Genomic DNA, 251 nt, shown 5'->3' with positions numbered 1-251 from the left:
CCCCCAGCCCGCAGGTGCCGATCGCCCACGGCCCGGGCCCGCTGGTCATCACCGGGCTGGCCTGGTCGGGCCGCGGCGCGGTCACCCGCGTCGACGTCTCGACCGATGGCGGCAAGAGCTGGCAGACCGCGCGGCTGGCCGCGCCCGGCGTGCCGATGGCGATGACCCGGTTCTATTTCGACCTGAACTGGGACGGGTCGGAACTGCTGCTGCATTCCCGCGCCATCGACGAGACGGGCTATGTCCAGCCC

The 251-nt window shown here is 72.9% G+C and carries 1 pseudogene; it reads left to right on the top strand.

The features are described 5' to 3' along the window. Positions 1 to 251: pseudogene (locus J3482_RS22340) on the top strand (hypothetical protein); the annotation flags it as partial.

It is taken from the genome of Alicyclobacillus suci (assembly GCF_017329615.1).
Taxonomy (GTDB): Bacteria; Bacillota; Bacilli; order Alicyclobacillales; family Alicyclobacillaceae; genus Alicyclobacillus; species Alicyclobacillus suci.
Note: the sequence above shows the minus strand (reverse complement) of the source record. Positions and strands in the feature narration are given on the sequence as shown.